The sequence below is a fragment of the Micromonospora sp. NPDC020750 genome (assembly GCF_044334565.1).
In the GTDB taxonomy this organism is placed as follows: domain Bacteria; phylum Actinomycetota; class Actinomycetes; order Mycobacteriales; family Micromonosporaceae; genus Micromonospora.
The window spans coordinates 524,136-537,559 of record NZ_JBIRTH010000002.1 but is presented as its reverse complement, the minus strand read 5'-3'; the positions used below and the strand labels follow the sequence as shown (position 1 = coordinate 537,559).

The window sequence follows — 13,424 nt, the reverse complement described above, 5'->3', positions numbered from 1 at the left end:
TCGGTACCGTTCCGGACCCGGCCTTGCATTGTCACAATGTATCCCGCAGAGTGTGCAGCAGCACACGGGGAGGCGCGAATGTTCAACTTCATCTGGAGTCAGCTACGCGGCCGTGCGGGACGGTCGGTGGCACTGTTGGCCGGCGTGCTGGTGGCGACCACCGGCTTCGTCGTCCTGACCGGTGCCACCACCACCTCCCGGCTCGACGTCACCGGCACCGTCGAGCGGGGCACCGACGTCGCCTACGACATCCTGGTCCGCCCGAAGGGCACGCGCACCCCACTGGAGGCCGAACGCCGGCTGGTCCAGCCCAACTACCTCTCCGGCCTCTTCGGCGGCATCACCACCGCGCAGTACGACCAGGTGAAGGCGGTCGCCGGGGTGGACGTCGCCGCCCCCATCGCCATGCTCGGCTACTCCACCGCCCCGGTGCCGACCCCGTTGGACCTGACCGGGGCGGTGGACCGGTCGCTCGACCGGCAGGTCATCCGCGTCGACCCCCGGTTCGTCGCCGAGCGCGGGCTCTCCGGCGCGCCGGGCCGGCCCCGCTACGTGTACGTCACCACCCACCCGTTGATCTACCCCCGCACCGACGTGCCCTACTCCAGCGACGCCACCCCGTACACCGACGGGCGCAGCTATCCGTGGGCCGACGCGTGCGGGCCCGCGCCGCGGGAGGTACTGCCCGACGGCCGCACCCGGGCCGTCTGCGACCCCCGGCACGCCCGGGGCAGCCCGGGCGCGTACTCCGAGCGCGAGGAGTGGTCGCTGGTGGCCGTGCGGATGCTCCCCGACGGCCGGTTCGAGGCCGGCACGGGCGTCTTCGCCGACGGGGGGTCGGGCCCCTCGTCCACCTCGGACCGGCTGCGGATCGCGGTCAGCCTGACGGTGCCGCTCCTGCTCGCCGCCGTGGACCCGGCCGCCGAGGACCGCCTCGTGGGCCTCGGCGGGGCGGTGGTCGACGGGCGGGCGCTGGGCCCGGACGACACGACGACCGTCAAGCACATCGACTCGGACGAGATGCTCTCCGTCCCGGTGCTCGCGACCAGCAGCCCCTTCGTCGACGAGGAGCTGCGCGCCAGCTTCACCCGGCTGCCTGCGGCCCGCCCGGCCGGCGTCGACCTCGCCGAGTTGGAGCGGGCCCTGCGGCGCGGCCCCGAGCTCCCCGCCGGCGACGCCCGCCACGACGTGTCCGCCGGCTGGCGCACCCGGATCTCCGCGGGCCTCTCCCCGGACGGCTGCTGCTTCGGCCAGCTCCAGACGATGGTCCAGGCCGGGCCCACGCGGTACGACCGGCTGCCCGACGGCACGCTGCGGGTCGGCGCGCTCCCGGCGGCCGATCCGACGGTGTACGGCGATCAGTTGACGTTCAACCCCTACCCGCGTCCCTGGCTGACCGACGACACCGGGGCGCGGTCGCTGCGCAAGCTCCCGCTGAAGAAGGGGGATCCACGCAACCTGGTGTACCGGAGCTGGCGGGCCGTGGGGGTCTTCGACCCGGAGAAGCTGACCGGCTTCAGCGACCTCGGGCGGGTGCCGCTGGAGACGTACGAGCCACCGTCGGCGCAGGGCGCGGACGCCCGCAGCCGGGACGCCCTGGGCGGCCGTCCGCTGGAGCCGGGCGGCAACCCGGCCGGCCACCTCTCCGCCCCGCCGCTGCTGCTGACCAGCCTGGCCAGCGTGCCGAAGCTGCTGGCCGGCGGCGGCAGTCCGCAGCTCACCGCCCCGATCAGCGCGATCCGGGTCCGGGTCGCCGACGTGGGCGGCTACAGCGAGCGCGCCGCCGAACAGGTCCGGCTGGTCGCCGAGCGGATCGCCCAGGCCACCGGGCTCGACGTCGACATCACGCTCGGCTCGTCCCCCGCCCCGCAGGCCGTGGAGCTGCCCGCCGGGTCGTTCGGCCGGCCGGCGCTGCGGCTGACCGAGGAGTGGTCGGCCCTCGGGGTCGCCTCGGTGATCACGAAGGCGGTGGACCGCAAGAGCGTCGCGCTCTTCGTGCTGGTGCTGGTGGTCTGCGCGCTCTTCCTCGGCAACGCGGTCGCCGCCGCCGTCCGGGACCGCCGGTCCGAGCTGGCGGTGCTCGCCTGCCTGGGCTGGCCGGCCCGGCGGATCGGCGCGCTGATCCTCGGTGAGGTCGGCGCGCTCGGGCTGGCCGCCGGGCTGCTCGCGCTGGGGCTGGCGGTCCCGCTCGGGGCCGCGCTCGGCATCGACGTGGGATGGCGACGGGCGCTGCTGGCCGTACCGGTGGCCCTGCTGCTGGCGCTGGTCGCGGGCCTGACGCCGGCGCTACGGGCCGCGCGCGCCCACCCGGCCGCCGCGCTGCGACCGCCGGTGGCGACGGCCCGCTGGGTGCGCCGGCCGCGCACCCTGGCCGGCCTGGCCCTGGCCAACCTGGCCCGCACCCCCGGGCGCACCCTGCTCGGCTCCGGCGCGCTGGCCATCGGGGTGGCCGCGCTGACCCTGGTCGCCGCCGCCGGGTACGCGTTCCGCGGCGCCATCGTCGGCAACCTGCTGGGCGACGCGGTGTCGTTGAGCGTGCGCGACGCGGACAGGTTGGCTGCCGTCGCGACGGTGCTGCTCGGCGCCGCCGCGGTCGCCGACGTGCTCTACCTGAACATCCGGGACCGGGCCGCCGAGCTGGCCACGCTGCGGGCCGTCGGCTGGACCGACGCCGCGCTGACCCGCCTGATCGGGTACGAGGGGTTCCTCCTCGGCGCGCTCGGCGCCCTCGCCGGGGCGGCACTCGGCCTGGGCGGGGCGGCCTGGCTGGTGGGCGACCTGCCGGCGGCGCTGGTGTTGGTGGCCGCCGTGGTCGCCGCCGCCGGGGTGCTGATCACCTGCGCGGCGGCGCTGGTCCCCGCCGCGCTGCTGCGCCGCCTCCCGACCGCACGACTACTCGCAGAGGAGTGACGATGGACGCGACCACGGGCAGCACCGTCCGGACGGCCGGGCTGGTCCGGCAGTTCCGCGCCGGCACCGAGCGACTCACCGCCGTCGACGGGGTGTCGCTGGAGATCGCCGCCGGGTCGGTGGTGGCGCTGACCGGGCCGAGTGGCTCCGGCAAGTCGACGCTGCTGCATCTGGTCGGGGCGATCGAGCAGGCCGACAGCGGCACCGTGACGGTCGACGACGTGGAGATCACCGGTCTGCGGCGGGCGGCCCTCGCCCGGTACCGGCAGCGGGTCGGCTTCGTCTTCCAGCGCTACCACCTGCTGCCGGCGCTGACCGTGCTGGACAACGTGATCGCCCCGGTGCTACCCCGGCGGGGCCGGTCCGACCAGGTGACCCGCGCCCGGGAACTGCTCGACGCGGTCGGCCTGACCGGCCGGGAGCGGTCGCTGCCGGCGCAGCTCTCCGGCGGCCAGCAGCAGCGGGTCGCCATCGCCCGGGCGTTGATGGGCGAACCCCGGCTGCTGCTCGCCGACGAGCCGACCGGCAACCTCGACTCGACCACCGGCGGGCAGATCCTCGACCTGCTGCTGAACCTGCGCGACCGGCACGGGATGACGATCCTGCTGGCCACCCACGAGCGCGCCATCGCCGCCCGGTGCGACCGGCTGATCCGGCTCGGCGACGGACGGGTCGTCGAGGACGTGGACCTCACCGACGGCGAGGACCCGGCCGAAACCTACGACCGGGTCGCCCGCCTGCGCCTGTGAGGTTCGCCAGCCCCCAAGGGCCGGCCCGGGTCAGACGGTCGGGCTGGCGGTGCGGACCCGCTCGGCGATGCGCTCGGCGACCTCGCGGGCAGTCTGCTCGGTGGCGGCCTCGACCATGACCCGTACCAGGGGCTCGGTGCCCGAGGGACGCAGCAGCACCCGCCCGGTCTCGCCCAGCTCCGCCTCGGCCCGCTCCACCTCGGCCCGGACGGCCGGCGCGGCGGCACCCACCGAACGGTCCCCGACCGGCACGTTGATCAGCACCTGCGGCAGCTTGGTCACCACGGCGGCCAACTCCGCGAGGGACTTGCCGGTGGCCGCCATCCGGGCCATCAGGTGCAGCCCGGTGAGCACGCCGTCGCCGGTGGTGGCGTGGGCCGGCATGACGATGTGCCCGCTCTGCTCGCCGCCGAGGGCGAGGTCGGAGGCGCGCAGCTCCTCCAGGACGTACCGGTCGCCGACCTTGGTCTCGACCAGCCGGATGCCCTGAGCGGACATGGCCAGCCGCAGGCCGAGGTTGCTCATCACGGTGGCCACCAGGGTGTCCCCGGTGAGCGTGCCGGCGTCCCGCATGGCCAGGGCGAGGATCGCCATCACCTGGTCGCCGTCGACCTCGACCCCGTCGGCGGTGACCGCGAGGCACCGGTCGGCGTCGCCGTCGTGGGCGATGCCCAGGTGCGCGCCGTGCTCGACCACGGCCTCGCGCAGGGCGTCGATGTGGTTGGAGCCGCAGTCGTCGTTGATGTTCAGGCCGTCCGGCTCCGCGTGGATGGCGATCACCTCGGCGCCGGCCTCCCGGTACGCCACGGGCGCGACGTCGGCCGCGGCGCCGTTGGCGCAGTCGACCACGACCTTGATCCCGTCGAGGGGGTGCGGCACGGTGCCGGTCAGGTGCTGGACGTAGTGGTCGGCGCCGTCGAGCAGGTCGTGCACCCGCCCCACCCCGGCACCCGTCGGCCGGTCCCACGCGGTGGCCGCGTTCGCCTCGACCGCCGCCTCGATCCGCCCCTCGATCTCGTCGGGCAGCTTGTGCCCGCCTGCGGCGAACAGCTTGATGCCGTTGTCCGGCATCGGATTGTGCGACGCCGAGAGCATCACGCCCAGGTCGGCCTTGGTCTCGGCGGTGAGGAACGCCACGGCCGGGGTGGGCAGCACGCCGACCCGGACCACGTTGGCGCCGGCACTGGTGAGCCCGGCCACCACAGCGGCCTCCAGCATCTCGCCGCTGGCGCGGGTGTCCCGGCCGACCACCGCCAACGGCGGATGGCTCCGGTCCGTCTCGGCGAGTGTGTGGGCAGCGGCGACCGCCACCGCGAGCGCCAGCTCGGGAGTGAGATCCGCGTTCGCCCGCCCGCGTATGCCGTCCGTGCCGAACAACCGGCCCATACCCGCCAACCTCCGAGGAAATGGTGCACAACAGGAAAGCGAAACGGCCGGGCCACCTCCCGTCGGGGGGAGGCGGACCCGGCCGTCCGTCAGAAGTACAACGTGCCGCTGATGATCAGCGCTTCGAGTACTGGGGAGCCTTACGGGCCTTCTTGAGGCCGTACTTCTTGCTCTCCTTGACCCGGGCGTCACGGGTCAGGAAGCCGGCCTTCTTCAGGGCCGGGCGGTCGTCCGGCTCGTTGATGATCAGCGCCCGGGCGATGGCGAGCCGCAGCGCACCGGCCTGGCCGGTGGTGCCGCCGCCGCGCAGGTTGGCGATGACGTCGAACGCCTCGGGCTTCTCGGCGGTGACCAGCGGGTCCTTGATGAGCTGCTGGTGCACCTTGCTCGGGAAGTACGCCTCAAGGTCGCGGCCGTTACAGGTGATCTTGCCGCTGCCCGGCACGATGCGCACCCGGACGATGGCCTCCTTGCGGCGGCCGACGGTCTGGATCGGCCGGTCGCCGCGAGGCGCGCGGGCGACGGGCGCCGGTGCCTCGGTGGCCTCGATGGCCTCGGTGGCCTCGGGGGCAACCTCGGTCTCGGTGATGTCGGTCATGCTGCTTCCTTCGCCCGCGCTCACTGCGCGATCTGCTTGATCTCGAACGGCACCGGCTGCTGCGCGCCGTGCGGGTGCTCGGCACCGGCGTAGACCTTCAGCTTGTGGATCAGCTGACGGCCAAGCTTGTTGTGCGGGAGCATCCCCTTCACGGCCAGCTCGACGGCCCGCTCGGGACGCTTGCTGAGCAGCTCCTCGTAGCCGATCTGCTTCAGGCCGCCCGGGTAACCCGAGTGGCGATAGGCGACCTTGGTCTGGCGCTTGTTGCCGGTCAGCGCGACCTTGCCCGCGTTCACGATGACGACAAAGTCGCCCGTGTCGACGTGCGGCGCGAAAGTCGGCTTGTGCTTACCACGCAGAAGCGTGGCGGCGTGGGTCGCCAGGCGGCCCAGCACGACATCAGAGGCGTCGATGACGTGCCACTGACGCTCGATCTCACCCGGCTTCGGGCTGTACGTACGCACAGGTCTACCTTGTCTCGTCGTCGGTCTGGGGTCGCGCGCCGAGGTGACCAGGCGCGCACGAACGACCAAGCGTACCTGATGCGGCACGCCTCTGGCTGTCGTACAACAGCAGGCAACGATACCCGGGGGCACCTCCGCTGGTCAAAACGGGGGGCTTTCCCGCCCACCCCGCACCGCTATCATGATCTAGGTCACACGTCGGCGGGCCCCCACCGGCGGAGTTCCTGGCGGCTGCGGAGTTCCGGTCAGAGTTCCTGGAGGATGCGCAGCGCGCGCCCGACCCGGAGCATCGTGTCGGCGTCGGCCACCTCCACGCACTCGGTGAACCACTTCTTCATCGGCGAGGAGAGCCGGTCGGGCATCACCACGTACCCGCCCATCGGCACGGCCAGCGGGGAGTCGCGCAGCAGTACGGTCTCGACCACCTCGGCCACGATCACGATCGGCACGTCGGTGGAGTTGTAGACGTCGGAACTGATCACCAGACCGAGCCGCTCCCGGGCGCCCTCGATGCGCCAGACCTCTCCCCTACGCAGCACGCGGACGCCCGCCGAACATCGCGTCGTCGACCATCTCCACCTCGCGGGCGTCGGCCAGGGCGGCCGTCTCCAGGTCCAGCCCGGCGCGGCCGACGGCGACGGCGTGCGCGGTGAAGACCTCGCGCAGCGCCTTTTCCCGGGCGGCCTGGTCCATCCAGGCGGAGAGCGACAGCCCCTCCCGCTTGGCGAACCGGCGCGCCTCCTCGATCGTCTCGTCGGAGAACGACAGCGTCACCTTGGCAGTCATGCCACCCAAACTACCTGCGGTATGACCACCGGTCATCCCACCTGGCGTCCACCGCCGAACCACCCATACCACCCACGAGCTCCACCACCCGTCAGTCCCCCACCGCACCCCCGCAAGACCCAAACCCGCCCACAGTTTCTGGGAAAGAGTGGCCTTCTCCCGCTCCCAGGCCACTCTTTCCCAGAAACTGCGCGGGCGGCGCTGGCGGCCCGGGCGGCGCGGGCGGCGCGGGCGGCGCGGGCCGTGTGAGGCGCTCTTGACAGGGCCGAAACACGTGGGACCCGGGGCCGAAACTGCCCGGCGGCACGCTTTTCCGACATGACAGACGGTGCGCGGACGGCGACTCGACCGAGGCACGGCTGAGACGGGAGGGGTGATGCCCCACGAACTGGCCGGCTTCACCATCGGGGTGACCGCCGACCGCCGGCGCGACGAGCTGGCCGCGCTGCTGCAACGGCGCGGGGCCCGGGTGGTGGTCGCGCCGGCCCTGCGGATCGTGCCGCTGTCCGACGACACCGAACTACGCGAGGCCACCCACGCCTGCCTGAACCGACCGCCGGACGTGCTGATGGCCGACACCGGCATCGGGATGCGCGGCTGGCTGGAGGCGGCCGAGGGCTGGGGGCTGAACGGGCCGCTGCGTGGCGTGCTGTCGCGGGCGTACGTGGTGGCCCAGGGGCCGGAGGCGCGGGGCGCGATCCGCGCCGCCGGCCTGCGCGACCGGTGGTCACCGGACTCGGAGAGTTGTGAGGAGGTCGTCGAGCACCTGGTCCGGCGCGGGGTGGCCGGGCAGGTGGTCGCCATGCAGTTGCACGGTGACCGGCAGCCCCAGTACACCACCGCGCTGGAGGAGGCCGGTGCCGCGGTCATCGAGGTGCCGGTCTACCGATGGGCGCCGCCGACCGACCCGGCGCCGCTGCACCGGCTGATCGACCTGGTCGCCGGGCGGCTGGTCGACGCGGTCACCTTCACCTCCGCCCCGGCCGCCGAGGCGCTGCTGCACGCCGCCGGGGACCGCACCGAGACGGTGCTGGAGGCGCTGCGGGGCCACGTGCTGGCCAGTTGCGTCGGCCCGGTCACCGCCGAGCCGCTGGTCCGCCGCGGGGTGCCGGTCAGCGCGCCGAGCCAGGCGCGACTCGGCGCGCTGGTGCGGACGATCGTGGACGAGTTGCCCCGGCGCACGGTCACCATCAGGGCGGCCGAGCACCTGCTGACCCTGCGGGGGCACGCGGCGGTGATCGACGGGGAGCTGCGTCCGCTGGCCCCCGCCCCGATGGCGGTGCTGCGGGCGCTCGCCACGTCACCCGGGCGGGTGCTCTCCCGTACCGCCCTGCTGCGGACGCTGCCGCGCGGCGCGGACGAGCACGCGGTGGAGATGGCGGTGGCCCGCCTCCGGGCCGGCCTGCGCGCCCCCCGGGTGGTGCAGACGGTGATCAAGCGCGGCTACCGGCTCCGGGTGGACTGACCCCTGCCGCCGCCGGTGACCGGGATGCGTTGAGGGGCGGAACGCCCGCCCCCCGCACAAGCCTCCGGTAACAGTGGCCTCCTGTTCCCAGGACGGCCGCTGCTTCCGGGATCGGGCGCGATCGTGCGGAGCCCAGCGCGCCCACGGCGCGTGGTCGGCAGCCGGGCCGTGGACGACCGCGTCGGCGGCGGCCCTGACGACCCCGGGCCACCGCCGCCGTACGTCAGCCGACCGGGGTCGGGTAGCCGCGGCCGTGCTCGGCCTGGAGTCGCAGCATCGCGTGCTCGACAACCGTGACCAGTACCTGCTTCACCGAATCCCGGTGCCGGGCATCGGTCATTATCAACGGCACGTGGGGCGAGATGGCGAGGGCCTCGCGGACCTCCTCCAGCTCGTACTGGGGCGCGTTGTCGAACCGGTTCAACGCCACCACGTAAGGCAGGCGGCGGTTCTCGAAGTAGTCCAGCGGGGCGAACGCGTCGGCGATCCGGCGGGTGTCGACCAGCACCGCCGCGCCCACCGCGCCTTTGATGATCTCGTCCCACATGAACCAGAACCGGGTCTGGCCGGGTGTGCCGAAGAGATAGAGGATCAGGTCCTCGGCCATGGTGATTCGGCCGAAGTCCATGGCGACCGTGGTGGTCTGCTTCCCCGGCACCTTCGACGGGTCGTCGATCCCGACACCGGCCGCGGTCATCACCGCCTCGGTGGTCAGCGGAGTGATCTCCGAGACCGCGCCGACCAGGGTCGTCTTGCCCACGCCGAAGCCGCCCGCAACCACGATCTTCGCGGAGGTGATCCCGCGGTTGCGGCGTGCCCCGGCGGGGTCATAGCCTGCGAAGTCCACTTAGCACCCTTCCAAGAATTTCCATCCGCTCCTCGTACCCTTCGGGCGGAGCGGCAGCGTGTAGCGTCAACAGGCCCTCGGCCACCATGTCGGCGATGATCACCCGGGCGACGCCCAGCGGCATCCGGGTGTACGCGGCGACCTCGGCCAGCGACTGGGGCCGGCCCTCGCAGATCGTGGCGATCCGGTGCTTGTCGTGGCCGGCGAACCGGGACTCGGCGACCGCCGTGGGGCTGGCCGTCAGCACCGCCTCCAGCGCGATGGCCTGCCGCGGCTCGGTACGGCCACGGGTGACCGCGTACGGACGCACCAACGCGCCGCGCGGGTCTTCCCGTCGTTGGTCCATCCGCGATCACCTCCTCCGGTGGGTGCCGTCCCTCGACACCCGGTCAGTCCGTCCGCGTGGCCAGGCGCGCTAGGAGCGCACCGCGTCCCGGCGCAGCGGCACCAGTGCGGCGCCCACCCGTTCGACCAGCAGCGCCATCTCGTACCCGACCTGGCCGACGTCGCAGCTGCGGGCGGCGAGCACCGCCATCGACGAGCCGTCACTGATCGACATGAGGAACAGGTAGCCGCTGTCCATCTCGATGACTGTCTGGAGCACCCCGCCGGCGCTGAACATGCGGGCCGCGCCCTCGGTCAGGCTCACCACACCGGAGGTGATCGCCGCGAGCTGGTCGGCCCGGTCCGTGGGGAGGTCCCGCGACGAGGCAAGAAGCAGCCCGTCCGCGGAAACCGCCACCACGTGAGCGATGCCCGCCACGCTGTCGGCGAAGTTGGTGAGCAGCCAACCCATGTCCTGCATGGCCGCTGGCCTGTTCATCGGGTCGTCTCCTTGGTCGAGGTGCTGTTCTGGTCCGCGCCGACCGTCCGTCCGCGCTGCACGCCGCGGTGGTATGCCGACAGCAGGCCGCGTACTTCGTCCGGGGTGCGCCGGCTGCGGTCCTTGCCGCTCTTCTGTTCGATCCCGCCGGGAACGAGCTGTGCCTGCGGGACCCGCTTCGGCAGACCGGAGCGGGTGGTCCCGGACGCGGTCGGTTCGGCCGCCCGGCTGGCCCGTGACCAGCCGTCGTCCGCGGCCGTCCGCCAGGCCTCGGGGTCGGTCGCCGGCGGGGTGGCTGCCGCCGACCCGCCCGGTCCGGTCGCGGCCGGTGCCGCGGGCGGGGCCACCGGCGGGGTGTACGCCGGCGGCGGGGTCGCCGGCGTACCGTCCGCCGGGGTGGCCCCCGGCGTACGGGTGGGCAGCGGTGGCCGGGGCGCGGCGGGGACCTTGGCCGGGGGCGGCTCGTCGTCGAACTTGGGCCGCTGGAAGATCGCGGTCACGTCGTCGCCGTGCGACCGGAACCAGACCGCCTCCATCTCCCGGAAGATCGGCGCCTCGGCCGGCAGGCCCGGACGGGCGACCACCGGGGTGGCCGGGGCTGCCGGCGCGGCGGGAGCGGTCGGCGTCATCCCGGCGACCGGACCGCCGGGCAGCGCCGGCGTGGCGGGGGCCGAGGTGGCGGGGGTGGCCGGCTGGGCGGCCTCCCCGCCGGGTGTCCGCCGGGGCAGCGGATCGATCGTCGGGATCGCCACGGTCGGGCTGCCCACCGAGAACCCGCCGCCGGGCGTGAACGCCGGCTGGGTCGGGGCGGGTGGCTGCCCCAGGGGCGCCGGCGCGGCGGCCGGAGTCGCCGGCTGGGCGGCCGGAGCGCCGAACGAAGGGGCCGGAGCGCCGAACGGACTGGCCGGCGCACCGAACGGACTGGCCGGCGCGGACTCCCGGGAGTCGCCGGGAACCTGCCAGCGGGCCGGCGTCGGGGCGGAGGTCCGCCACTGGTCGGTCAGCGTGGCGGCGCGACCGGCGCCGGTGAACGGCGAGTCGAGGCCCATCGGGGTGAGCGGCGTCTGCTCGATCGGGGCGGGCTGGCGCGACGGGGTCAACGGCGCCGGGGCCGGCTCGCGACCGCGCAGCGACGGCAGCACCACGGTCGAGCTGGGCAGCGTCACCTGGGCGACGGTGCCGCCCTCCACGTTGCGCCGCAGCTCCACCCGGATGCCGTACCGGGACGCGAGGCGGCTCACCACGGCCAGACCCATCAGCCGGAACGCGGCCACGTCGACCGTGGACGGGCCGGCGAGCCGGTGGTTGAGCGAGTCGAGCTGCTCGTCGGTGAGCCCGAGGCCCCGGTCCTCGACCTGGATCAGCACGTAGTCGCGGATCCGCCGGCCGTCGGCGACCACCACCGTGTTCGGTGGCGAGAAGCGGGTCGCGTTGTCGAGCAGCTCGGCGACCAGCCGGACGACGTCGTTGACGGCGTGCGCGGCCACCGAGATGTCGGTGTCGACGGTGCCGAACTCGATGCGGTTGTACTGCTCGACCTCGGACTGGGAGGCCCGCAGGACGTCGATCAGCAGGGCGTCGTCGCGGCGCGGCACCGCCGAGTCCGCGCCGGCGAGCACCAGCAGGTTCTCGTCGTTGCGGCGCATTCGGGTGGCCAGGTGGTCGAGTTCGAAGAGCTGGGCGAGGCGCTTCGGGTCCTCCTCGCCGCGCTCGATCGCGTCCAGCTCGCCGATCATCCGGTCGACCAGGGTCTGACTGCGTCGGGCCAGGTTGAGGAACATCGCCGAGACGCTGGTCCGCAGCGCGGCCTGCTCGGCGGCGACCCGGACCGCCTCCCGGTGGACGACGTTGAACGCCAGCGCGACCTGGCCGACCTCGTCACGGTTGTTGAGCTTGATCGGGTCGCGGACCTGCCGGACGATCTCTTCCACGCCGCCGTCGCCGACGCTGCCGATGTTCTGCAGCCGGGCGACCGCGTCGGGCAGGTCGTGGTTGGCCACCGCCAGGGCGCCCTCGCGCAGCCGGCGCAGCGAGTGGTTGAGCGACCGGGCCAGCACCACGGCGAGCGTGACGGCGACGATCAGGGTCAGCAGCACCAGCAGCGACTCGATGATCGCCTGCTGGATGACGTTGGAGCGGGCCTCCTCGGTCTGGGCGAGCAGGCGGTCCTGGAGCCGGATCTCGGCCCACCGCATCAGGTCGTTGACCGCGCCGATGGAGGCGGTGGCGGCAGCGGCGGTGACCAGCGGGGTCTGCCCGACCGACCGGGTCAGGTCGGCAGCCACCCGGTCGGCGAGCGTCACCGCGTCGCCGGAGACCGTGCTGTCGACGAGGGCCCGCTGGGTCGGGTCCGCAGCCAGCGAGAAGGAGAGCAGGGCCTCCTGCTGGCTGGTCAGGGTGGCCACGAACGAGGAGAACTGCTCCTCGTCGAGGCGGCCGGCGGAGAGCGCGGTGAAGGCGACCGCCTCCTCCTCGGCGACCGCCGCCTTGGCGTGGGCGAACGCGGCCACCGCCCGACGGGTGTCCGCCAGACTCTCCTGACCGGGGAGCTGGGCCAGCGTGTCCCCGTAGGAGACCAGGTCGGTGAGGATGACCCCGTAGCGCAGCGCGGCCTCGGCCACCACCATCTGCTTGCGGTCGAGGACCTCCTGCCGGGTGCTGTTCAGCGTCGTCAGGTGATCCTCGATGACCTTGAGCCGGTCCCGCACTGCGGCCGGGACGTCGCCGATCCGCCCGCGCTCGGCCTTGTACTCCTCGATCCGGGCGTCCGTGCCGCGCACCCGCAGGTTGTACGTGTCGGGCCCCTGCCCCGGCGTCGCCAGGTAGCGGGCCGCGGCCATCCGTTCCTTGTGCAGGTCCTGGGTGAGCGCGGAGATGTCGATCGACAGCTCGGTCAGCGACCGCAGCCGGGTCGCCTCGAGCGCGCCCTCACCGGTTGAGATCAGCCGGACGGTGGCGAGCGCGATCACCGCCGCGACCGGCACCACCAGGATCAGCGCCAGCTTCGAGCGGATCCGGGCGTCGCGCAGGCGCGGCAGCCGACGACGCCGACTCCGCTCGTCCGACTCGCCACTCTCGGGCAGGGTCGTAGGTCCGGTGCTCACGACATCGCCTCCGTCGTTTCTTCCACGCCTGAACCGCCGACCCTTGGCCGGTGCAGCGGACAGCGCCGCGCGCGGCACGGCCGCGATTTCATCAGAGATGATCGTGTTTGGGAAGCCGCGGTGAGGTTGGAAACGGTCGCACGGCACTCATCGCGTGATCCGGTCAACTAATACCTTCATTTTCTCAAGCCCCTGATCAGGGCATGTAACTCCAAGGTGGTCACGCGCTTATGCAAAGTAAGCGTTTGCAAAGATTGGGTTACCCCAGCATGTGGGACGCTCGTCCCGAAAC

The 13,424-nt window shown here is 73.4% G+C and carries 12 protein-coding genes; 3 read left to right on the top strand and 9 right to left on the bottom strand.

The features are described from left to right. Nucleotides 1-78: 78 nt before the first annotated feature. On the top strand, nucleotides 79-2,910 hold the full coding sequence (locus ACH4T9_RS07760) for an FtsX-like permease family protein (RefSeq protein WP_396670310.1): 2,832 nt from the start codon (nucleotides 79-81) through the stop codon (nucleotides 2,908-2,910). Nucleotides 2,911-2,912: 2 nt separating this feature from the next. Next, nucleotides 2,913-3,659 (top strand): ABC transporter ATP-binding protein, encoded by a 747-nt coding sequence (locus ACH4T9_RS07755; protein ID WP_396670311.1) that lies wholly within the window; start codon nucleotides 2,913-2,915, stop codon nucleotides 3,657-3,659. A 30-nt stretch (nucleotides 3,660-3,689) separates the two neighbouring features. Here ACH4T9_RS07755 and glmM read toward each other — a convergent pair whose 3' ends face one another. The 5 genes from glmM to ACH4T9_RS07730 form a co-directional block, all read right to left on the bottom strand. After that, a complete protein-coding gene (gene glmM / locus ACH4T9_RS07750; RefSeq protein ID WP_396670312.1) occupies nucleotides 3,690-5,045 on the bottom strand; it encodes a phosphoglucosamine mutase in 1,356 nt (451 codons plus the stop codon). A gap of 115 nt (nucleotides 5,046-5,160) precedes the next feature. Next, nucleotides 5,161-5,643 (bottom strand): 30S ribosomal protein S9, encoded by a 483-nt coding sequence (rpsI, locus tag ACH4T9_RS07745; protein ID WP_396670313.1) that lies wholly within the window; start codon nucleotides 5,641-5,643, stop codon nucleotides 5,161-5,163. A 20-nt stretch (nucleotides 5,644-5,663) separates the two neighbouring features. Then, complete coding sequence (rplM, locus tag ACH4T9_RS07740) at nucleotides 5,664-6,107, bottom strand: 50S ribosomal protein L13 (RefSeq protein WP_396670314.1); 444 nt, start codon at nucleotides 6,105-6,107, stop codon at nucleotides 5,664-5,666. Between the two features lie 245 nt (nucleotides 6,108-6,352). Continuing rightward, the gene (locus tag ACH4T9_RS07735) at nucleotides 6,353-6,646 is read right to left on the bottom strand and encodes a hypothetical protein (RefSeq protein ID WP_396670315.1); all 294 of its coding nucleotides are present in this window, start codon (nucleotides 6,644-6,646) and stop codon (nucleotides 6,353-6,355) included. Continuing rightward, nucleotides 6,636-6,893 (bottom strand): DUF6364 family protein, encoded by a 258-nt coding sequence (locus ACH4T9_RS07730; RefSeq protein WP_387015078.1) that lies wholly within the window; start codon nucleotides 6,891-6,893, stop codon nucleotides 6,636-6,638. Before ACH4T9_RS07730 ends, ACH4T9_RS07735 begins: the two co-directional genes overlap by 11 nt. A 376-nt stretch (nucleotides 6,894-7,269) precedes the next feature. Here ACH4T9_RS07730 and ACH4T9_RS07725 point away from each other — a divergent pair, with 376 nt between their 5' ends. Continuing rightward, entirely contained in the window at nucleotides 7,270-8,358 is a 1,089-nt protein-coding gene (locus ACH4T9_RS07725) for a uroporphyrinogen-III synthase (protein WP_396670316.1), read from the top strand. Between the two features lie 223 nt (nucleotides 8,359-8,581). Here ACH4T9_RS07725 and ACH4T9_RS07720 read toward each other — a convergent pair whose 3' ends face one another. The 4 genes from ACH4T9_RS07720 to ACH4T9_RS07705 form a co-directional block, all read right to left on the bottom strand. Beyond that, complete coding sequence (locus tag ACH4T9_RS07720) at nucleotides 8,582-9,205, bottom strand: ATP/GTP-binding protein (RefSeq protein WP_387015073.1); 624 nt, start codon at nucleotides 9,203-9,205, stop codon at nucleotides 8,582-8,584. Continuing rightward, nucleotides 9,186-9,551 carry a DUF742 domain-containing protein gene (locus tag ACH4T9_RS07715; RefSeq protein ID WP_387015071.1) on the bottom strand — a complete coding sequence of 122 codons (366 nt, stop codon included), beginning with the start codon at nucleotides 9,549-9,551 and terminating at the stop codon, nucleotides 9,186-9,188. Before ACH4T9_RS07715 ends, ACH4T9_RS07720 begins: the two co-directional genes overlap by 20 nt. A 69-nt stretch (nucleotides 9,552-9,620) precedes the next feature. Next, on the bottom strand, nucleotides 9,621-10,028 hold the full coding sequence (locus ACH4T9_RS07710) for a roadblock/LC7 domain-containing protein (RefSeq protein ID WP_161685846.1): 408 nt from the start codon (nucleotides 10,026-10,028) through the stop codon (nucleotides 9,621-9,623). Then, the gene (locus ACH4T9_RS07705; RefSeq protein WP_396670317.1) at nucleotides 10,025-13,132 is read right to left on the bottom strand and encodes a nitrate- and nitrite sensing domain-containing protein; all 3,108 of its coding nucleotides are present in this window, start codon (nucleotides 13,130-13,132) and stop codon (nucleotides 10,025-10,027) included. The genes ACH4T9_RS07710 and ACH4T9_RS07705 overlap by 4 nt, the downstream gene beginning before the upstream one ends. Nucleotides 13,133-13,424 lie beyond the last annotated feature (292 nt).